Raw genomic sequence first — 20,988 nt, 5'->3', positions numbered from 1 at the left:
AAAACCGAGTAAGTAATTACTCGGTTTTTTTATTGAATAAATAAAAAATTGTGAGAACGTGAGGGAAAGTTATTGCAGCAATAAAGCAAAATAGTATCGTCTCAATCATTATATTACTATTTAAAAATATAAAATAAAATAGTAAAACTATAACTGAAACAACCCAAGTTGCAATCCCCGCTTTTATATAATATAACAAAGTTTTTAGAGTAAAATCATTATAGAGATATTCACATTGACTTTTTATACTTGGTATGCTATGCCATATAATAAAGTATAATGAAAATCCCCATATTAATGGAGTAAGTTTGAAAATCATAGTAAATAATAACAATAAGAATATTTCAAATAATTCATTAAAATTATTTTTTAATAATTTCTTATTAATAAAATATAAAACTATATCACTCAATATAGTAATTGCAACAATAAATTTAAAAACAATTTCAGATATTTTATATGTGATCATTTCAAAAATTATTTCAGAAACCTCAGTAGCATGAAATGACATTAAGATGCTTAGAATTGAAAAGCCATAAGAAAATCTAAACAAATAGTAGGAATATTTAAAATTGTTATTTTTTAATAAAGGTAAATGTTGTTCTCCAAAATGATAAGCGCTTATTAAAATAAATATTAGAAAGCCTAAAACTTTAAAATTATAAAATAATACACTAAATGCAAAAAGTACTAATATATATTTAGCTAATAAATTATATATATTATATAAATAATTATTTTCTTTTGCAATCAAAATGAGATCATTACAGCCATGTAGAATTCCGAAAGTTATAATTAATATAAAACCGAGTATAATTTGATTTTGCTTATCAATAAAATGGGAAATCCAAATTCCAAAAAAGCTAAATAAAATGAGATATTTAGTCATGATACATAATTTTGTTTAAAGATATATAAAAAAAAATAAACAAAAACTTTTTTTATTGTTTAGTCTTTTGTAAATTTGGTTAAACAATATTAATTTAATTATATACATTATGACAAATTTTATGCTTATTTCAGGTCTTGTATCAAAACTTAATCCTACGGATTATGTTGGTTTTACTTTTTTTGTAGGATGTATGGCTATGATGGCTGCGTCAGCATTTTTCTTTTTATCATTAAATCAATTTGATAAAAAATGGCGTACATCAGTATTAGTTTCGGGGTTAATTACTTTTATTGCAGCAGTTCATTATTTTTACATGAGAGATTATTGGGCTAGTTTTGGAGAATCACCTACATTTTTTAGATATGTAGATTGGATTTTAACGGTGCCTTTAATGTGTTTAGAATTTTATTTAATTTTAAAAGTAGCAGGTGCAAAACAATCATTATTATGGAAAATGATTATCTATTCTGTAATCATGTTGATTACTGGGTATTTTGGTGAAGTTGTTTACACAGGAAGTGCAGCATTTTGGGGAGCAGTTTCAGGAGCAGCATATTTCGCAATTGTTTATGAAATTTGGTTAGGAGAAGCTTCAAAATTAGCCAAAGCAGCTGGTGGAGAAATCTTTAAAGCACACAAAATTTTATGTTGGTTCGTTTTAGTTGGTTGGGCTATCTACCCTTTAGGGTATATGATGGGAACAACTGGATGGTATAATAGTATGATTCCTGCAGGAAATATAGATGTAGCTTATAACATTGCTGATGCTATAAATAAAATAGGTTTTGGTTTAGTAATTTATTCTCTTGCTGTGAAATCGCAAAAAGATTAATTATTAAAATATTTTAATAAAAGCCGTTTCATTTTAAATGAAACGGCTTTTATATTATATATATACTTATTTTATCTATTCATCCCTCTTATTCAGTAATATTTGAATACTTAATGATAAAATAATCGTCAATAAAGCCCCAATAAAGTTCAACCATAAGAAACTTACAATATCTAAGTAGAATATATAAAATATAGTAAGTTGACTAACACAAGCGGCTATAAATATTGCTTTTCCTTTTACATATTTCAAATAAAATCCAACCAAAAATATTCCTAAAACGGTTCCGTAGAATACTGATCCAATAATATTTACTAGTTGAATTAGGTTTTCAAATAGCGAACTTATACAAGCAAAACCAATAGCAACTAACCCCCAAAAGAGTGTGAAAAATTGTGTTGCATACACATAATGCTTGTCGGATTTTGTATCGTTATTTCGTTTGTAAATATCAATTGTGGTTGTCGCTGCTAATGAATTTAATCCAGATGCACTTGACGACATTGCTGCACTAAAAATTACAGCTAATAAAAGTCCGAGTAATCCTTTTGGTAAATAGTTAATAATAAAGTACAGAAAAACATAATCTTTATCGTTAGTTTCTGAACTACTATCAACTTTACTAATTAACTCTTTAGCATCTTCTCTTAATTCTTTTTCTTTCTGATTTAAAACAACTATTTGTTTTTTTAAAGTTGGATTATCAAACTCATTGTATTTGAATTGTTCAATATAAATTTGATTGACTACTTTTTTCTCTTCATTAATAACTGCTAGTTTCTTTTCTAAAGCTTGATAAGACTCTTTATATTCAGAATTAGTTACTTTAGTGACGTTATTTGGGTTAAAATGTAATGGAGTATTGTTGAATTGAAAAAAAACAAAGACTAAAACTCCAGTCAGTAAAATAAAGAACTGCATAGGTACCTTAAGGAAACCATTCATAATCAACCCCATTTGACTTTCCTTAATTGATTTTCCAGATAAATATCTTCCAACTTGAGATTGATCGGTACCAAAATAAGATAGCATTAAGAAGAATCCACCTGTTATTCCGCTCCAAAAGGTATAACGTGTTTCAGGATTATATGAAAAGTCTAAGATGTTCATTTTTCCATTTGCACCAGCGATATGAAGTGCAGTTGTAAAATCTAATTCAGGAGGAAGATAATTTAGAATCAGAAAAAAAGTAATGAACATTCCACTAATAATAACAAACATTTGCTGTTTTTGTGTCATGTTTACAGCTTTTGTTCCGCCTGTTACCGTATAAACAATAACTAATATTCCAATAACTACGTTTAGTAGTGTTAAATTCCAACCTAATAATGCTGATAGAATAATTGATGGTGCATAAATAGTTAAACCAGTTCCTAAACCTCTCTGAATAAGAAATAAAATCGCTGCTAATGAACGTGTTCTAACATCAAACCGTTGTTCTAAGTATTCATAAGCTGTATAAACTTTTAACTTATGATAAATAGGGATAAAAGTGTAAGCAATAACGACCATTGCAAGTGGAAGCCCAAAATAAAACTGTACAAAGCCCATTCCATCATGGTACGCTTGACCTGGAGTAGATAAAAAGGTAATAGCACTGGCTTGAGTTGCCATTACAGAGATTCCTACCGTATGCCAAGGTGTTTCGTTATTGTCTAAGATATAATCTTTTACATTAGCACTTCCTTTGGTTTTATAAGCACCATAAATTACAATAAAAAGTAGGGTAGAGGATAAAACAATCCAATCTAAATATTCCATTTACGAGAAAATTTCCATTAATAAATAAAAAACTAAAATGTATAATGCATTTAAGAGTAAAACTAAACTATAGCTTTTTTTCCATTGGTGTTTTTGCTTTTCCATATTTTCTTATTCTAATGCGATTATATTTGCCAAAAGGCGATAAGCTCCACTAACTCCTTCGGGAAGTTCTCTAAAAAAGCTTAAACCTGTATAAATGTAATTTCCTTTACCATATTTTGCAATAAGTAAAGCTCCTTTTTTAGCAGATTCTCCTTCATCATTTGAAGCTAAAATAGGAATAAATTCATCACTCCATTCAGAAGGATAATATAAACCTTGTTCTTGAACCCAATTTTTAAAATCTTCAGTAGTTATTTTATTAGGTTTATTAAGTACTTGGTGATTTGTACTTAAAAATGTAACTGTTGCATTTTCATTGGTAACCCTATCTCTTGATAATTTTATATTATAAGGAGCTATTTCATTAGTTAGTAGATTATTTGTAGTGTTGTATTGAACTATTAAATTCCCTCCATTTTGAACATAGTCAAACAAGATTTTGTTTTTATATTTCAATTCCTCTATGACATTGAAAGCTCTAATTCCTAAAATAACTGCATCAAATTTCTCTAAATTTTCAAGGGTTAATTCATTCGGATCTAAATAGGTAATATTAAAATCTAAATTTTCTAAATTTTTAGCTACTTCATCACCAGCACCCATTAAATATCCTATGTTTTTACCTTTGGTTTGAACATTTAATCGAACTATTTTAGCTTCTGAATTTTGCAAAATAGTTTGTTTTGGTATATGAGCATAATCAATTTGCACTAACTCCTTATTGATTTCATTTCCATTAATATTTGCAATTATGTTTAAATTTGAAGTTATTTCTTTTTCAGAAGGTGTAATCGTAAAAACAACCGTTTGCTCTTCGTTTTTAGTATTGATTGAAAACGGAATTTGTTTTGGTGAAATAGTCCAATTGTCATCCGCTTGAAGTTTTACAAAACCAGAAACATTGTCTTTGTGAGCTTTAATTTTTACTTTAAATTCTTTAGGTTGATTCGAATTAAAAATGGTTACTTTATTCAAGGCTTCAGTAGTTACTTCTGGAAGAATAGTAAATGGCATATAGGTTTCTCCTGATTCAGGCATGTTCTTTTTGTAAACTAAATTCTTAACAAATTCTATATTCTCTCCTTCAATGTTCAGTTTAAAAACAACAGGATATTGTAATTCTTCTTGTGGTAAGATACGAATAGATTTATTACTTACAGTATACATTCCAACAGTTGCTTTTTCTTTCAACCAAAATAAATTTGAATAATCAAATGAACCAGGTAATCTTACTTTATCAATAGAAAAGCTAAAGTTTGTATTGTTTTTAATATTTTCATTTTTAACAACGTCATTCGTATTTAAAACGTTAACCGAAATTAATTTTACTTGAGTATTACTTCTATTTGTAGCTTCAATATTTATTGAAAAATCTTCTAATTTAGTTACTGATTCATGGCTGCTTACCGCCTCTAAATATAATCCACTACACGCTTCAATAATTGATGAAAGCTGTTTTTGTTTTGTTATTTTCCAATGATCATTCTTTAAATTTGAAATCAAATTATACGCTTTAATAAGTTCTGGAATATGGACAGATGGATTATTGAAATTGAAGTTTTCTTGAACTTTATGCAAAATAATTCCAATTTCCTTTCCACCTTCAATACGGTTCCAAGAAGTGTCAATTCCTTCAAAAATATTTCCAGATGTTGGCATTTCTCCTTTTAAAAGTTCTAAATATTCTGCCTCACTTCCTCTAGAACCAGTAGTTCCAAACCCTTGACATTTATGCTGACTTCTGCTTAAAGCTGCAATTTCATAATTACTTAATCCTTTTGATGCAAAATAGACATTAGCATCAATAGCGACTAAATTAGATTTATCAGCTTTGTTAAAGTTTTCTTGACTTCCGTAAAACCACCAAGATGTATTGAAGAAAACTCTTTTAGGTTTTGTTTTTAAAACTTCATAAGCTTCTAGACTTAAAATCGCAGATGCAGTATGATGTCCATGTGTTGTTCCTGGAGTTTTATGATTAAATCGATTGATAATAATATCGGGTTGGAAAGTTGTAATAGTTTGAATTACATCTTCTAAAACTTCTTGTTTGTTCCAAATAGCAAATGTTTCATTCGGCTCTTTAGAATAACCAAAATCATTAGCTCTTGTAAAGAATTGTTTCCCGCCATCAATTCTTCTGGCAGCTAATAATTCTTGTGTTCGTATTGCTCCAAGTTTTTCTCTAAGTTCATTTCCAATTAAGTTTTGACCTCCATCACCTCTTGTTAATGATAAATATGCTGTTTCCGCATGATAATGATTAGAAAAATAAGATATCAAACGTGTATTTTCATCATCAGGGTGTGCCGCAACATACAATACTTTACCAAGAAAATTTAATTTTTCAATTTGTTCGTATATTTCATTTGAACTTGGCTTTTTTGGAGCTTGAGAAAAGCTTTTGAAACCAACAACTAAAAGTACAATTAGCGTAATTTTTTTAATCATAATTATTTTATTGTATTCAAAAATAAGGAAATAAAAAAAAGGAAACTTTTTCAGTCTCCTTTTTAACATTTGTTTATATTAATGTACTAATTAAATGTTCAATTTCTTGAGTAATTTCAATTAGTTCTTTATCATAAATGGTGTTTTCTTCTTTGATTTTACTAAAAAGTAATTGATAACTTTTTATTCTTAATTTACAGTATTTTATTAAGACATCATTTCTTTCTAAAACTTCTTTTGGTAAACTATAATGTTGAATTTCATATAATGTCTTTAAATTAAGGTTCCAATAATATATGCCTACATCATTAATGTCTGCTAGAAATCTTTCTTTAGAACTATACTGATTGTTGATTACTTCTAATGCTAAACTCTCATTTATTTCAAAATCTTTCATTTTGTTTTCATAGAGTGTAAAATAATTTAATTCACCTCCAGATTCATCAACATAATATTTTTTTATTGGATTTGGAATTGTTTCAATTACTAAATACGAGCATGCAACTCCTAAAAAGCTAATTACTCCAATTGTCCAATAAGCAATTTCTTTATTTTCTTTATTAAACAGAGAATAACAGATAGAATAACCTATTAATATTCCAGAAAACAAGCCACCTAAATGTGCTGCAGCATCAATTCCCTCTTTAAAACCATATGTTATATTTAGAATAATGTAAATTGATATGTATTTTAAAAGGTTTTGTCTAATACCTTTGTCGATGTAATTAGTGGTTAATAAAGCTAAAAATATTCCAAATAATCCAAATATAGCTCCAGAAGCACCTGCACTTAATGCAAATGTATTCCACCACAAACTTGCTGTACTTGCTACTATACCTGTAATTAAATAGACTGTTAGAAATTTACTTTTCCCTATAATAGGCTCTAATAGACTTCCTATGAAAATAAGAGCATATAAATTCATTATTAAATGTACAATACCTATATGAATGAACATACAACTAATTAATCGCCAAAGTTCCCCATTTAAAGTTAGTTCTCTATAGTTTGCTCCCCATTGAATAAGTTTTTCAGGATCTGAATCAATAACTCCTGTACCATCAATAGCCATAATTACAAATACAATAATATTTATAAATATTAAAATTGGAGTAATTAGATAATCTTTAGTAGGTATAAATACAGACAAATAATCCTTAATACTTTTTTTATTTTCTGATATGGAAAAATTATCTGAGTTAGTCGAATTTTCAAGTAAGTTAGAATCTATATTGTCTGCATTCAGGTTATTGTTTTTCTCAAATTTATCTATAAAAAGCGATACATTTTTTTTGTTTTTCCCCCAGTCAATTAATTGATTACCTACGCATAAACTTTTAATTTCAGCATGATCTTCAAATAATGTAACTTCAAATGATTCTCCCCATGAAGATAACGAAGTTGGCAATTGTGCTAAAATGATATTAGTTTCAACTTTTGTAATTGTCCATCCTAAATCTAGAATAGTTTTTATAAATTTTGCATGAAAATTTGATTTTTCATTCATAGTATAATTAATAATTACACTATGAGATGGATTTAATGAATGTGTCATTTATAATTCTACTAATTTATCATATACTTTATCCACAGGCATTCCTACAACGTTTGCATAAGAACCTTCAATTTTTGAGATGGCAATTAAGCCAATCCACTCTTGAATTCCATATGAACCAGCTTTATCAAATGGTTTGTAATTTTCTAAATAATAAGTAATAGCTTCATCAGAAATTTCTTTGAAAGTGACTTTAGTAATTTCAAATATTGTTTCGGTCTTTACATTTGTTTTAAAGCTAACAGAAGTAATTACTTCATGAGTTTTACCCGACATAGATTTTAGCATCTGAAAAGCATCTTCATAATCTTTTGGTTTACCTAATGCTTTTCCTTCATGCCAAACAATGGTGTCGCTCGTAATTAGAATATCATTTTCATTTAAATGTTCAAAAGCTGCGGCTTTTAATTCGGATAGAAAGTTGGTAATTTCTTCAGCCTTTAAATGATTAGGATAGACTTCCTCAACTTCTTTTAATTGAATAGTAAAATCAAGATCTAATTCTTTAAAATACTGTTGTCTTCTAGGTGAACCTGAAGCTAAAATGATATTTTTATGTTGTAGTTTTTTTCTAAGCATTTGTCAAACAATAATTTACTACCAGAATAGAAATGATTCCGAAGAATAAAATTACTTTTAAAATCTTACTTAAATGATGAAACTCTACTTTCGTTTTTGCTGATAAAATTTTAATTGTAAAATAGAGTAGTGGTCCAACAATAAAAAGTAATGCATAATATAAAATATAATCAAATTGTAATAAATTTTCGTTTAAATAATAAAGAAACAATACTATTGAAGCGATAGAAAACACAAAAAGTATTTTAGTTGTTTTATTAACTCCTAAAACAATGGCTAATGAATTTACGCCAGATGCTTTATCACCATCCATATCTTCTAAATCTTTTACAATTTCTCGAATAAAGTTAATTATAAATGCAAAAATGGCATAATCTAACAATATACGGAAAACACCACTCATTTGCTCTTGGTTTCCATCGTGTATGGCAGGAAATAAGTCGAACATTCCAAGAATTAATAAGCTTAACGATAAGATAACTGAAACCACAATATTACCAACAATAACAATATGTTTTAAGCTTGTTGAATAAATATATAATAACGCAGCAATTAAGATAAAAATCGTTGCAAAACTTGGTTTTCCAATGATGTTTGAAAGGTAAAAACCAATTCCAACTCCAATTAAGTTAAAAACAACATATAAGTTATACGCCATAGCTTCTGAAATAGAAACGCCAACAATTCTCGATTGTGGTTTTGCAATTGCATCATTTTCTTGATCTATAATATTGTTGATAATATAACCGGCAGCTGCAATACTAACAGTTGATAGTACTAAAAGAGCAAACTGAAAATTACTTAACGATAAATAGTTTTCCGTAATTTTTTTTAAAAAACCATACCTGAAAATGATTTGCATGAAAGCAATCATAAGTAAGTTTTGTATACGTATAAGTTTTAATAAATTCATTAGTTGAAATTGTTAATCTGTTTATTTGTGGATTTGTTTATTTAAATAAATTAAAAATTGAATCAATCATATTTAGCATCAAAATGCGACATCCACTTTCCTTGTACTTTCATAACTTGTTCTATAACATCTCTTACACAACCTTTTCCACCATCGATATGAGAAATATAATTACTAATTTCTTTAATTTCAGGAGCTGCATTTTGTGGACAAGTTGGTAAACCAACTAATTTCATTACATGAAAATCAGGAATATCATCGCCCATGTATAAAACTTGTTCTGGTTTAATATTGTAAATATCAATAAACTCCTTAAATGTTTCTACTTTATTTGGAACGCCGAGATGAATATCGGTAATTCCTAAATTGCGTAATCGAACACGAACACCTTCGTTGCTTCCACCAGAAATAATACAAACCGTATAACCATTTTCTACAGCGGCTTTCATTGCATAACCATCACGAATATTCATATGACGAAGCATTTCTCCAGTTCCGGTTACGTGAATTGTTCCATCGGTTAAAACTCCATCTACATCTAAAATAAATGTAGTAATGTTATTCATTAATTCTTTATAGCTTTTTGACATTTTGTATCGATTGTGTTAATAGTTTATAAAGCTCTTGATAATTTGAATATTCTAAAAATTCAAGATGCTTATTAATTGTTTTGGTATCGTTTCGTAAAGCCGGACCTGTTTGTGCTTCTTCTGGTTTTAAAGAAGTTATTTTATGTGCGGTTTCAATGATTAAAGGTTGAAGTACTTCAAATGGAACGTTGTGTTCTTCACAAATTTGGTTTCCAATAGTGTACATATGATTTGCAAAATTACAGACAAATACGGCTGCTATATGAAGACTTTTTCGTTGTCCTGAAGAAATTCTGTAGCTTTTTTGTGTAATTGTATTTGCTAATTGTTCCAATAAAAGTAAGTCTGTTTCACTTTCAGCTTCTAGGCAAAGTGGAATAGAAGAGAAATCAATTTCTTTAGATTTACTAAACGTTTGTAGTGGATAAAAAACACCTTTTCTATTTTTAGCATCTAAAACAGAAAGCTCAGAAGTTCCAGAAGTGTGAACTACTAAACAATTTTTGAAAGGTAAATTTTTAGAAACTTCTGCAATGGCATTGTCTGAAACTGAAATGATGTAAACATCAGCTTCTTTTATCGCATTGTAATCAGACGTTATTTTGTCTTCAGCAATTAAATGAAGTACACTTTCTTTATTACGAGCAAAAACCTGAACCAAATTTACATTTACAGCAGTTTGCATCACTTTAATTAAGTGTTGTGCTACATTTCCACTACCAATAATGACTACTTTAATCATGTGGCTAAAATACTAAATACTAATGATAATAAATAAAAAAATCCCAAACTAATGTTTGAGATTTTTAAATAATTTTTATTTAAATTATCTTAAACTTGCTCCAAGTTGTTTTTCAAAGTTACCTTGAAGTTTACTCATAATTTTTTCAATTTGAGTATCCGTTAAGGTTTTAGAATTATCTTGAATAGTAAAGCTAACTGCGTATGATTTTTTACCTTCTGGTAAGTTTTTACCTTGATAAACATCAAACAAGCTTACTTCTTTTAAAAGTGCTTTTTCAGTTTGTTTTGCAATTGCATATATGTCTTCAAAAGTAACCGATTCATCTAATAAAAGCGATAAATCCCTTCTTACTTCTGGATATTTTGGAATATCAGTAAATTTAATTTTATTCGAAACATATTTTTGAATTCTATCCCAATCAAAATCAGCATAAAAAACTTCTTGTTTAATGTCAAAATGCTTTAAGATGTTTTTCTTAACTGTTCCAAACTCAACTATGGTTTCTTTTCCAATGTTTAATGAAATTCCTTCAGAAAATAAATCCATTTCTAAAGGTGAAGTGTTTGTTTTAGCATCTAAACCAAGTCTAGAAAGTACCGTGTTGATGTAACCTTTAAATAAGAAAAAGTCAGATTTTGCGGTAGCTTGATTCCAAGTTTCATTTGAAGTGTTACCTGTTACAAACATAGTTAAATGTTTATCTTCTTCATAACCAGATGGAAGTTTGTGATACGTTTTACCAAATTCAAAGAATTTCAAATCACTATTTCTTCTGTTAATGTTATATGAAATGGCTTCTAAACCAGAAAATAACATTGATTGTCTCATTGCTGATAAATCATTACTTAAAGGATTAAGCATCATTACATTAAATTCACATTTAATTACTTCTGAAAGTTTTGTGTATTCAGGAGAAGTTAATGAATTGGCCATCATTTCGTTAAAACCTAAAGAGCAAAGTTGATTTGCAATTATGTTTTGAACTTTGTATTCTTCAGTTCTTGAAGAATTAGAAATGGTTGCATTTAATTTTTGAGAAAATTTAATATTGTTGTATCCATAGACACGAAGTATTTCTTCAATAACATCAATTTCTCTTTGAACGTCAACTCTATAAGGAGGAATAGATAATCCAATTCCAGTTTCAGAAATATTATTTATTTTAATATCTAATGAAACCAATATTTTTTTTATGGTGTCTTTTGGAATTTCCTCTCCAATAATTTTAGTTGCTTTGTCAAAGTTTAAGAATACTTGAAAATCTTCAATTTTCTTAGGATAAAAATCAATAATGTCTGAAGTAATTTCTCCTCCAGCGACTTCTTGAATCAATAACGCCGCTCTTTTTAAAGCATATTCCGTAATACTTGGGTCAACACCTCTTTCAAAACGGAAAGAAGCATCAGTGCTTAAGGTATGTCTTTTGGCTGTTTTTCGAACAGAAACCGGATTAAAATAAGCACTTTCTAAAAAGATAGATTGAGTATTTTCTGTAACTCCAGATTCTTTACCTCCAAATACACCTGCAATACACATTGGTTCTTCAGCATTACAAATCATTAAGTCCTCTTCATGAAGTGTTCTTTCAACATCATCAAGCGTTGTAAATTTTGTTCCTGCAGGTAATGTTTTTACAATAATTTTATTTCCTTTAATTTTATTAGCATCAAAGGCATGTAATGGCTGGCCTAATTCATGTAAAACATAATTGGTCACATCAACAATATTATTTTTTGGAGTAAGTCCAATTGCTTTTAATCTGTTTTGTAACCATGTTGGAGATGGTTTTACTTTAATATCTGAAATGGTTACACCACAATATCTTGGTGTAATTTTATCATTCTCAACTTTAACATCAATTTTTACAGTTCTTTTGTCTACTTTGAAACTACTAACTGATGGTGTAATTAATTCGATGTTTTTCCCTTTTAAAGTCATTCCTGCTCTTAAATCTCTTGCTACACCATAATGACTCATAGCGTCAGCTCTATTAGGAGTTAGGCCGATTTCAAAAACTTCATCAGTTTCAATTTTGAAAACATCTTTAGCTAAAGTACCTGGTTTAAGTTTTTCATCAAGAATCATTATTCCATCGTGACCTTGACCAATTCCAAGTTCATCTTCGGCACAAATCATTCCATGAGATTCTTCACCTCTAATTTTACCTTTTTTGATTTCGAAAGAATTACCTTCTTTGTCATATAATTTTGTTCCTATTGTTGCTACAGGAACTTTTTGTCCAGCAGCCACGTTTGGAGCACCACAAACAATTTGAACTCGTTCATTTCCATTACCGAGGTCAACTGTAGTAATTCTTAGTCTGTCTGCATTTGGATGTTGTACACAAGTTAAAACATGTCCTACAACTACACCTTCAAGACCACCTTTTAAGCTTTCATATTTGTCAATTCCTTCTACTTCCAATCCTAAGTCGGTTAATAAAACTTCCGTTTCTTCTGATTTCCAATCTGTTTTGATAAATTGTTTAAGCCAATTATATGAAATACGCATTTTTATTCGAATTTTAAGGTTGCAAATATAGTCTAAAGTTTAAAAGTTTAAAAGTTTAAAAGCACCAAAGTTTATTAGCTTTTAACTATAGAATTTCTTCTACATGCTTTTTAATATTACTTGCTAGTTTTTCAGTTGGTAGATCATTAGCATCATTACCAAATGGGTCTTCTATTTCTTCAGCAATTAATTCTAAACTCGCTAAAACATAAAATATAAAAACAACAACAGGAATTACATAATAGCCTAAACTAAATACGTATCCAAAAGGTAGTGTCATTACATAGAAGAAAATGAATTTTTTAATGAATGAACTGTAAGAGTAAGGAATAGGAGTGTTTTTAATTCTTTCGCAAGCACCACAAATATCAGTAAATGATTGTACTTCACTATTTAAAATAATTAATTGATCACCTGATATTTTTCCGCTGATATGCAAATCATGTATTTTTTGAAATAGCATTTTGGCAATTTGATTGGGTCTATGTTTTTGATGGTCAATATCTAAATTTAAATCTTCAAAAAGCATTTTTGCTGTTTCTTCGTTTGATAAATGCTTTTGTAAAATAGATGCATAGCCCGGAATTACTTTTCTGAAATAGTTTTTATCATGTTCATCTTTTAATATAACCGATAATTTAATGGCTAAATTTCGACTATTATTGACTAATGCTCCCCAATGTTTTCTACCTTCCCACCAACGATCGTAGGCAGTGTTGGTTCTGAAAACTAACAATAGAGATATTACAAAACCAAGCATACCGTGCATTATGGTTATGTTTTTTACATGACTATCTTCTGAAAGTTTCCAATACTCGATTTCTAAATAGGCAACACCGAAAGAATATAAACCAATTGTTAACATCATTGGAATAAGTTGCCTAAATGTGTCGGCTTTATGAAATCTAAAAATAAAAGTAATCCAGTCTTTTGGGTTGTATTGAACCATTTTTTTGTTTAATTGATAATTGATAATTGATAATTGATAATTGATAATTGATAATTGATAATTTTTGTAGTTACCTAACTTATATAATTCCAAATATTTTTCTTCTTGCTCAATTCTATAAAAGCTTTTCTTAAAGGTACATGTTCTGGTTTTTCCATTGGAGCGTCAGCTTTTAGTAGTTTTACAGCTTCATGTCTTGCAAGTTGAAGAATGTCTCTATCTTTCACTAAGTCAGCAATTTGAAGATTTAAAACACCACTTTGTTGTTTGCCCATTAAATCTCCAGGACCACGAAGTTTTAAATCGACTTCAGCAATTTCAAAACCATCATTGGTTCGAACCATGGTTTCCATTCTAACTTTACTGTCTTCGCTTAATTTATGGCTTGTCATTAAAATACAATAACTCTGTTCGGCACCACGACCTACACGACCACGTAATTGGTGCAATTGTGATAATCCAAAACGTTCAGCGCTTTCAATAATCATTACCGATGCATTGGGAACGTTAACACCAACTTCAATTACAGTTGTAGCAACCATTATATTGGTTTTTCCTGTTGCAAAACGTCTCATTTCTTCATCTTTATCAGCCGGTTTCATTTGTCCGTGTAAGATAGAAATAGAATATTCGGGTAACGGAAAATCACGTGAAATACTTTCGTAACCGTCCATTAAATCTTTATAATCCATTTTTTCAGATTCCTGAATCAATGGATAAACAATATAGATTTGGCGCCCTTTTTTAATTTCGTCTTTTATAAATTTCCAAACTTTTAATCGGTTGTTGTCATAACGATGAACCGTTTCAATTGGCTTTCTTCCTGGAGGAAGTTCGTCAATTACAGAAATATCTAAATCACCATATAAACTCATAGCCAAAGTTCTTGGAATGGGTGTTGCAGTCATTACTAAAATGTGTGGAGGAACAATGTTTTTCTTCCACAATTTACTTCTTTGTTCCACCCCAAAACGATGTTGTTCATCAATAATGGCTAGACCTAAATTTTTGAATTTTACTTTATCTTCAAGTAATGCATGTGTTCCAATAAGTATATCTAAAGTTCCATCTTCTAAGGCTTCATGAATTAACTTTCTTTGTGAAGTTTTACTTGATCCTGTAAGTATTTGTATGTTGATATTTAGGTCTTTAGCTAATTCGGTTAAACCAATGAAATGCTGATTGGCTAAAATTTCAGTTGGAGCCATTAAGCAACTTTGGTAACCATTATCTTTAGCAATTAGCATGCTCATTAAGGCAACAATTGTTTTACCAGAACCAACATCGCCTTGTAGTAAACGATTCATTTGGGCATTACTTCCCATATCGTTTCGAATTTCTTTAATCACTCTTTTTTGAGCGTTTGTCAATTCAAACGGCAAGTGATTTTTATAAAAATCATTAAAATTATCACCAACAATTTCAAACTGATGTCCTTTTATTTTGTGTTTTCGAATAAGATTTTTGGTAATTAATTGCAATTGAATAAAGAATAATTCTTCAAACTTTAATCGAAATTGTGCTTTGTTGAGTAAATCTTGATTTTTTGGAAAATGTATATTGAATAAAGCTTGCTTTTTAGGAATGAGTTTTAAATTCTCAATCAAATATAAAGGCAAAGTCTCACTGAACAAATTTTGAGTTTCAATAAATAATTGTTGCATTAACTTATTTATGGTTCTGCTGGTAATCCCTTTATTATTTAGCTTTTCGGTACTTGGATAAACCGGCTGCATTGCAGAACGTAGACTTGCTTTATGTTCCGTTAATAGTTCCATTTCTGGATGCGCCATGTTAAAAGCACTGCCAAATTGAGCTACTTTTCCAAAAATTACATAAACTTCATTAATTTTTAAGCCTTCTCGAATCCATTTATGTCCTTGAAACCAAACCAATTCCATTTGCCCTGTATCATCTACAAAAGTAGCGACTAATCGTTTTCCTCTTTTTTGTTCAACTGTTTTAATATTGATTATTTTACCAATAATTTGAACTTCAGAACTGGTATTTTGTAACTGATTTATTTTAAAGTAATGTGTCCTATCTATATAACGATTGGGAAATAAATGAATTAAATCTCCATATTTATGAATACCTAATTCTTTACGTAATAAGTCGCCTCGCTGAGGACCTACGCCTTTTAAGTATTCAATGGGAGTTTCTAAGAGATTGTTAGACATTTAAATTGTAAGATTATTAGACTATTAGAATTTTTTAATTCTTCAATCTTTTAATTTTTTAATCACATTAAGCGAAGATAGTTGATAAATTATTAATTTGGAAATGACTTTTTCTTAAAATGCCTTATATTCGTGACATAAATTAAGTTTACATGATGTTTCGATTTCTTTTTATCTATTTTTTTACAATTTCTACTTTTGCACAGCAATTTAAAAAGGTTGATTTTATTTCTTGCAATGCTTTTTTAAAACCAAATCAGTTTGAAAAAAGTATTTCAGGTACAATTCAATATGAGTTTAATGTTTTAAGTAGTATTGATACTATTAAAATTGATGCAATAAACATGAATATCTCTAATGTAATGATTAATGGAAAAACGATTAATTTTAATAATTCGGCTTTAACTCTAGATTTGTTTGAAGGTTTTCAAACTGGAAAAAATAAAGTTTCATTTTCTTATTCGGCTAAACCCAAACAAACGCTTTATTTTATTGGAGAAGGAGATGATTTACAAATTTGGACACAAGGTCAAGGTAAATACACCAGTCACTGGTTACCTAGTTTTGATGACGTAAATGAGAAAGTTATTTTTAATTTATCTGTTGGTTTTTCTCAAGATTTTACTGTTCTCTCTAACGGAGATTTAGTTGATAAAAAGTTTAATTCTAATGGAAATTTGGTAACATGGAATTATCAAATGCAAAAACCAATGCCATCTTATTTGGTCATGTTGGCCATTGGTAAATTCATAAACCAAACAGATGTAACAAAATCAGGAACTCAATTAGAACATTATTTAGATCGAAATGACGCTGATAAATTTGAACCAACGTATCGTTATTCTAAACGAATGTTTGATTTTTTGGAAAAAGAAATAGGAGTAAAGTATCCTTGGGGAATATACCGTCAAGTTCCGGTTCGTGATTTTTTATATGCCGGAATGGAAAATACTACGTCTACCATTTTTGCACAAGATTTTGTAGTAGACGAAATAGGTTTTAATGACAAAAACTATGTAAATGTCAACGCACATGAATTAGCACATCAATGGTTTGGCGATTTTATCACGGCTAAAGAGAGTAAGCATCATTGGCTACAAGAAGGTTTTGCAACTTATTACGCTTTGTTAGCTGAAAAAGAAATTTTTGGCGATGATTATTTTAATTACGAATTGTATCAAATGGCCGAACAATTAAAACAAGCGTCTAAAACTGATACAATTCCAATTTTGAATGAAAAAGCGAGTTCACTTACATTTTATAAAAAAGGAGCTTGGGCTTTACATTATTTACGAATTCAAATAGGTGAAAAAAAGTTTAAAAAAGCAGTTAAATGTTATTTAAAAGAATACGCTTTTAAAAATGTTGATACTGACGAGTTTTTAGCTAAAATTAAAAAAGTTTCGAATTTTGATACGGATAAGTTTAAAAAAGAATGGTTAGAAAATGCTGATTTTAGATGGAACGACGCTATTTCAATTTTAAATAAAAATGCATTTATTGTTGATTTACAAATAGTAAAAGAATTAGAGATTTTATCTTTTGATGATAAAAAAGATCAATTACTAACTTTAATGAAAAAGAAAAGTTACTTTCCTTTACAACAAGAAATTCTTTTACAAACCTCAGTTGTAGATTTTGAAGATAAAAAAGAATTAGTTGATTTAGCATTTGAAAGTAATAATTTAAAAATTCGTCAGGCTTTAGCACAATCGTTTATTAAGATTCCTTCAGATTATAGAATCAAATTTCAAACTTTATTAAATGATAAATCATATATTACTAAAGAAATAGCATTGTTCAGACTTTGGTCTAATTTTCCAGAAGAGAGAAATAGTTATGTTAATTTATTTCAAAATGAAAACGGTTTAAACTATAATTTAAAAATTGCTTACTTAACATTGCAATTAGTTTCACAGCAAGTTGGATTAGATGAAAAACAAAATGCTATTCAAGAGTTAGAAAAGCTTGCAAATGCACCTTATGAATCAGGAGTTCGTCAAAATGCTTTAGAGACATTAATTAATTTTAAAATGATATCTAATTCGGTACTAATTTCATTGATAGATGCTTCTATGCATCATAAATGGCGATTTGTGAATTTTGCGAAATCAGAAATAATGAAAATTATTCATGATGAACAATTTCTATATAAAAAAGAATCTTTATTATTGGAAATGAGTGCAAAACAAAAAGAACGATTAAATTATTTTTTAAAAAAATAATTTTCAACGCAACCTTTTTATTTTTTTTGTATCTAATTAATATATAACTAAAAATAAAACTTATGAAAAAGATTTTATCCTTATTAATTATTTCTTCTGCTTTTTTAGCGTGTACAGATGACGACATTAAAGTAGAGCAAGATTTCTCTAATGGACCTAAGGTTTTAGGGTTTTCTTCAAATTTTGAATCAGTTGCTTATTTCGAAGATTTAGGAGCTGTTGAGCGTAATTTTCCAGTTAACATTTTAGGTAATGGTAACGGTCAATTATCAGATACTGATATTACTGTTACTTATGAAGTAGATGCTGCAAGTACTGCTACTGAAGGTGTAGAATTTGATTTCGCTGATACTTCAGGAATGGTTACTATTCCAGCAGGTTCGACTTTTGGAATGTTTCCATTAATGGTTAACACAGGAGATTTAAATCCAACTGAGAAAACTGAATTAATCTTAAATTTGACTACTTCATCAGAAGGTACTGTTGTAGGAGCTCAATACAATAGATTAAGAATTGTTTTTGTTGGATGTCAAACTCAAATTGCAACTGCAGGTTCTCCAGGAAGTTTTACTTGTACTATTGTTAGAAATGACGGCGCAACAGTTGTAAGACCAACTGAAACTGTTTCTTTAGTAGATATTAATACATTGAAAACTACTACAACGGGAACTTGGGCTCCAGGAACTATTGCTCCAGACCAAGCATATAACTTCATAGATATTTGTGGAGATATTACTGTTCCAGTTCAAGGGTTATGTCAAGGTTATTATTCAAACCAAGTTTATGGTTTAACTGCAGATGGTACAGATGGAGAAGTTGATGATATCAACAACTTTAATGCTACTTATGAAATTACTTTTGGTGCTGGTAACAGACAATACACTAATACTTACGTTAGAAACTAATTTAAGTTTATTTCTATAAAAAAAAATAAAGCCATCTAATATTAGATGGCTTTTTTATATTTGTAAAATGAAAGCATTAGTTATATCTGGAGGAGGAAGTAAAGGCGCATTTGCTGGAGGTGTTGCTCAATATCTTATTGAAGACTTAAAACATGATTATGATATGTATTTAGGTACTTCAACAGGAAGTTTGTTGGTTTCTCATTTGGCATTGGGTAAAGTAGAGAAAATCAAAGAAATTTACACTTCTGTTAATCAAAATAGTATTTTTAGTAATTGTCCATTCAGAATAAAAAAACGATTTGGAGAAGATACAATTGAGATTCATCATTTAAACGTGATAAGAAATTTCATGAATGGTTCTAAAACCTTCGGAGAAAGTAAAAATTTAAAAAAAATGATTTTGAATGTTTTTTCTGAAGAAGAATTTGAAATCTTGAAATCATCGAATAAAGAAATTATTATTACTGTATCAAATTTATCATTGAATACTGTAGAGTATAAGTCTATTAACGATTGTACATATCATGATTTTTGCGAATGGATATGGATTTCGTGTAACTATATTCCATTCATGTCATTGGTCCGAAAAAATGGCTGTGATTATGCTGATGGTGGTTTCGCAGCTATGATTCCCATAGAAGAAGCAATAAAAAATGGAGCAACTCATGTAGATGCAATTATTCTTCATACCGAAAGCACACTATTTAACAGAATGCCCGCAAGAAGTCCCTTTTCTGCTTTAAGTAATTTATTTGCTTTTATGATGGATAGAATTGAGTTTCAAAATATCAAAATAGGTAAATACGAAGCAATACTTCATGGAGCTACAATTAATTTTTACTATACACCAACTATGTTAACTACAAACTCATTGGTCTTTAATAAAGAACAAATGAAAAATTGGTGGCAAGTAGGCTATGAATATGCTAAGTCTAAAGATATTGATGTTCAAGAAATAATTACTGAAGAATAATTAAAATATCGTTTTTAAATCTTCTTTCAAATAACTAATTGCAATTACACTTGGCGATTCAGTTTCTGTCATCTCAATTAAAATGGCTTCTCGTAATTTTTCAGCAGAAACAATTTCTTCTTCAATAGATTTTCTTCTAATCAATTGAATCGTTGAATTTTTAGCTTTATTAATAATATCCCAAGTATTTGTCGTCAAATAAACTTGTTGTGTTAAGTTATGCTCAAATTCAGTTTGAATAGTATGAATTAAAAAAGTTGCATAATCTTCCTTACTTGTATTAGGAGGAGAAACTCTTAATAATAATTGAGTAGGATTAATTCTTTCAAGAAACAAAACCATTCTTTCATAAGCTTGTAATCTTATAGGTAAAGCTTGACTTTGATTTTCTTTTAATAATTCAAAACGTCTTCTACTTTCTTCATTTTTAAAAAAAGTTTGAAATGATAAATAAGCAACTCCACCCGTTATTATTGCAGGTAAAGTGTAAGAAGCTAATTCAATTATTTTAGTGGTAATATCCATTTTTATTTGAAGCTATTTCCTGCTTTCGCTTTTATCTTTTTCTTCGCTATCGCTCCAAAAAAGGATATCAGCTCTATCAGGGCTATGTTAGTTGTACAAAGAAAACATTAATATTTACAATTTCAAAATACAATTTTAATTTCAAAAATCAATTTCAATTTTAACGATAGTAATATCTGTTAAATCCTTTTAATGTGTATAATCTGTGATGCTAAGTTTTTAAGAATTTCTAATTGAAATTGTCTTTGTATTTGAGTTTTAAATTCGATTTTTAAATTGGCTTTTGTTCTTTGT

General features: G+C 28.8%; 16 protein-coding genes. 4 read left to right on the top strand and 12 right to left on the bottom strand.

Translation table 11 applies throughout. The features are described 5' to 3' along the window. Window positions 1-16 precede the first annotated feature (16 nt). Complete coding sequence (locus ACQ65T_RS09620; protein WP_430400864.1) at window positions 17-889, bottom strand: Brp/Blh family beta-carotene 15,15'-dioxygenase; 873 nt, start codon at window positions 887-889, stop codon at window positions 17-19. Window positions 890-998: 109 nt separating this feature from the next. On the opposite strand from ACQ65T_RS09620, the gene ACQ65T_RS09615 reads away from it, so the two are divergent. Beyond that, a complete protein-coding gene (locus ACQ65T_RS09615) occupies window positions 999-1,724 on the top strand; it encodes a bacteriorhodopsin-like (RefSeq protein WP_430400863.1) in 726 nt (241 codons plus the stop codon). Window positions 1,725-1,799: 75 nt separating this feature from the next. On the opposite strand, the gene ACQ65T_RS09610 is transcribed toward ACQ65T_RS09615, so the two are convergent. From ACQ65T_RS09610 to recG, 10 genes are all read right to left on the bottom strand, one after another. Further along, window positions 1,800-3,485 (bottom strand): sodium:solute symporter, encoded by a 1,686-nt coding sequence (locus ACQ65T_RS09610; RefSeq protein ID WP_430400862.1) that lies wholly within the window; start codon window positions 3,483-3,485, stop codon window positions 1,800-1,802. 111 nt (window positions 3,486-3,596) lie between these two features. Next, window positions 3,597-6,041, bottom strand: a complete 2,445-nt coding sequence (locus ACQ65T_RS09605) for a PIG-L family deacetylase (protein ID WP_430400861.1) — start codon at window positions 6,039-6,041, stop codon at window positions 3,597-3,599. A gap of 73 nt (window positions 6,042-6,114) precedes the next feature. Next, entirely contained in the window at window positions 6,115-7,596 is a 1,482-nt protein-coding gene (locus ACQ65T_RS09600; RefSeq protein WP_430400860.1) for a rhomboid family intramembrane serine protease, read from the bottom strand. Then, the gene (locus tag ACQ65T_RS09595; protein ID WP_430400859.1) at window positions 7,597-8,175 is read right to left on the bottom strand and encodes a Maf-like protein; all 579 of its coding nucleotides are present in this window, start codon (window positions 8,173-8,175) and stop codon (window positions 7,597-7,599) included. It abuts the gene before it with no gap. Next, window positions 8,168-9,088 (bottom strand): geranylgeranylglycerol-phosphate geranylgeranyltransferase, encoded by a 921-nt coding sequence (locus ACQ65T_RS09590; protein WP_430400858.1) that lies wholly within the window; start codon window positions 9,086-9,088, stop codon window positions 8,168-8,170. Before ACQ65T_RS09590 ends, ACQ65T_RS09595 begins: the two co-directional genes overlap by 8 nt. 62 nt (window positions 9,089-9,150) lie before the next feature. Beyond that, window positions 9,151-9,678, bottom strand: a complete 528-nt coding sequence (locus ACQ65T_RS09585; protein WP_430400857.1) for a KdsC family phosphatase — start codon at window positions 9,676-9,678, stop codon at window positions 9,151-9,153. After that, a complete protein-coding gene (locus ACQ65T_RS09580) occupies window positions 9,662-10,420 on the bottom strand; it encodes a Rossmann-like and DUF2520 domain-containing protein (protein ID WP_430400856.1) in 759 nt (252 codons plus the stop codon). Before ACQ65T_RS09580 ends, ACQ65T_RS09585 begins: the two co-directional genes overlap by 17 nt. Before the next feature lie 84 nt (window positions 10,421-10,504). Beyond that, window positions 10,505-12,934: a phenylalanine--tRNA ligase subunit beta gene (gene pheT / locus ACQ65T_RS09575; RefSeq protein WP_430400855.1), complete on the bottom strand. Its 2,430-nt coding sequence runs from the start codon at window positions 12,932-12,934 to the stop codon at window positions 10,505-10,507. Window positions 12,935-13,019: 85 nt separating this feature from the next. Beyond that, window positions 13,020-13,883, bottom strand: coding sequence for a bestrophin family protein (locus ACQ65T_RS09570; RefSeq protein WP_430401356.1), 864 nt, complete (start codon window positions 13,881-13,883; stop codon window positions 13,020-13,022). A 74-nt stretch (window positions 13,884-13,957) separates the two neighbouring features. Beyond that, on the bottom strand, window positions 13,958-16,063 hold the full coding sequence (recG, locus tag ACQ65T_RS09565; RefSeq protein WP_430400854.1) for an ATP-dependent DNA helicase RecG: 2,106 nt from the start codon (window positions 16,061-16,063) through the stop codon (window positions 13,958-13,960). A gap of 152 nt (window positions 16,064-16,215) precedes the next feature. Between recG and ACQ65T_RS09560 the strand changes: the two genes are divergently transcribed. The 3 genes from ACQ65T_RS09560 (at window position 16,216) to ACQ65T_RS09550 (ending at window position 20,169) form a co-directional block, all read left to right on the top strand. Beyond that, complete coding sequence (locus ACQ65T_RS09560; protein ID WP_430400853.1) at window positions 16,216-18,288, top strand: M1 family metallopeptidase; 2,073 nt, start codon at window positions 16,216-16,218, stop codon at window positions 18,286-18,288. 62 nt (window positions 18,289-18,350) lie between these two features. Continuing rightward, complete coding sequence (locus ACQ65T_RS09555) at window positions 18,351-19,193, top strand: hypothetical protein (protein ID WP_430400852.1); 843 nt, start codon at window positions 18,351-18,353, stop codon at window positions 19,191-19,193. A gap of 67 nt (window positions 19,194-19,260) precedes the next feature. Next, complete coding sequence (locus ACQ65T_RS09550) at window positions 19,261-20,169, top strand: patatin-like phospholipase family protein (protein WP_430400851.1); 909 nt, start codon at window positions 19,261-19,263, stop codon at window positions 20,167-20,169. Here ACQ65T_RS09550 and ACQ65T_RS09545 read toward each other — a convergent pair whose 3' ends face one another. Then, window positions 20,170-20,694 (bottom strand): hypothetical protein, encoded by a 525-nt coding sequence (locus ACQ65T_RS09545; RefSeq protein WP_430400850.1) that lies wholly within the window; start codon window positions 20,692-20,694, stop codon window positions 20,170-20,172. Window positions 20,695-20,988: the final 294 nt, after the last annotated feature.

Origin of the sequence: Flavobacterium sp. (genome assembly GCF_965284515.1) — a bacterium.
Lineage (GTDB): Bacteria > Bacteroidota > Bacteroidia > Flavobacteriales > Flavobacteriaceae > Flavobacterium.
Note: the sequence above shows the minus strand (reverse complement) of the source record. Positions and strands in the feature narration are given on the sequence as shown.

What these genes read in the sequence shown, in the direction of transcription:
- ACQ65T_RS09620 (WP_430400864.1), bottom strand. Translation starts at nt 889, where the DNA reads ATGACTAAATATCTCATTTTATTTAGCTTTTTTGGAATTTGGATTTCC.
- ACQ65T_RS09615 (WP_430400863.1), top strand. Translation starts at nt 999, where the DNA reads ATGACAAATTTTATGCTTATTTCAGGTCTTGTATCAAAACTTAATCCT.
- ACQ65T_RS09610 (WP_430400862.1), bottom strand. Translation starts at nt 3,485, where the DNA reads ATGGAATATTTAGATTGGATTGTTTTATCCTCTACCCTACTTTTTATT.
- ACQ65T_RS09605 (WP_430400861.1), bottom strand. Translation starts at nt 6,041, where the DNA reads ATGATTAAAAAAATTACGCTAATTGTACTTTTAGTTGTTGGTTTCAAA.
- ACQ65T_RS09600 (WP_430400860.1), bottom strand. Translation starts at nt 7,596, where the DNA reads ATGACACATTCATTAAATCCATCTCATAGTGTAATTATTAATTATACT.
- ACQ65T_RS09595 (WP_430400859.1), bottom strand. Translation starts at nt 8,175, where the DNA reads ATGCTTAGAAAAAAACTACAACATAAAAATATCATTTTAGCTTCAGGT.
- ACQ65T_RS09590 (WP_430400858.1), bottom strand. Translation starts at nt 9,088, where the DNA reads ATGAATTTATTAAAACTTATACGTATACAAAACTTACTTATGATTGCT.
- ACQ65T_RS09585 (WP_430400857.1), bottom strand. Translation starts at nt 9,678, where the DNA reads ATGTCAAAAAGCTATAAAGAATTAATGAATAACATTACTACATTTATT.
- ACQ65T_RS09580 (WP_430400856.1), bottom strand. Translation starts at nt 10,420, where the DNA reads ATGATTAAAGTAGTCATTATTGGTAGTGGAAATGTAGCACAACACTTA.
- pheT (WP_430400855.1), bottom strand. Translation starts at nt 12,934, where the DNA reads ATGCGTATTTCATATAATTGGCTTAAACAATTTATCAAAACAGATTGG.
- ACQ65T_RS09570 (WP_430401356.1), bottom strand. Translation starts at nt 13,883, where the DNA reads ATGGTTCAATACAACCCAAAAGACTGGATTACTTTTATTTTTAGATTT.
- recG (WP_430400854.1), bottom strand. Translation starts at nt 16,063, where the DNA reads ATGTCTAACAATCTCTTAGAAACTCCCATTGAATACTTAAAAGGCGTA.
- ACQ65T_RS09560 (WP_430400853.1), top strand. Translation starts at nt 16,216, where the DNA reads ATGATGTTTCGATTTCTTTTTATCTATTTTTTTACAATTTCTACTTTT.
- ACQ65T_RS09555 (WP_430400852.1), top strand. Translation starts at nt 18,351, where the DNA reads ATGAAAAAGATTTTATCCTTATTAATTATTTCTTCTGCTTTTTTAGCG.
- ACQ65T_RS09550 (WP_430400851.1), top strand. Translation starts at nt 19,261, where the DNA reads ATGAAAGCATTAGTTATATCTGGAGGAGGAAGTAAAGGCGCATTTGCT.
- ACQ65T_RS09545 (WP_430400850.1), bottom strand. Translation starts at nt 20,694, where the DNA reads ATGGATATTACCACTAAAATAATTGAATTAGCTTCTTACACTTTACCT.